1 protein-coding gene is annotated in these 277 nt (G+C 47.7%); it reads left to right on the plus strand.

The genetic code is table 11. The annotated features are described in order from the left end of the window. Positions 1-277 (plus strand): hypothetical protein (locus CVH10_RS26800; protein WP_219924879.1); only part of this gene is annotated, 277 nt, incomplete at both ends.

A 277-nucleotide genomic window follows, 5' to 3' on the forward strand; every position in this document is an offset into this window, starting at 1 on the left:
AAGGCCATCGGTGGGCGGCGGCGGCGGGGATGAGGTTTATGTGGCAGCAACGTCGCTGAGAGCCGGGAAGGGACCTGCGCAATTGCTAATGTCTGCAGCTTTCTCCTTCAACATCTGGGATCTCCAGCACTTCATGCTCATCCTCAGACGCTCGCCTCTCTCCCAGGTTCTTGATTTCCCTCCTCTACTTCACCAAATATTTTTCAGAATTTTTCCTCACTACGGTAAATATGATTTTTCTTTCTTTTTGGTAAGTAAATACGGTAAATATAGTGAT

It is taken from the genome of Halomonas sp. ND22Bw, from assembly GCF_003011945.1.
Lineage (GTDB): Bacteria > Pseudomonadota > Gammaproteobacteria > Pseudomonadales > Halomonadaceae > Halomonas > Halomonas halophila.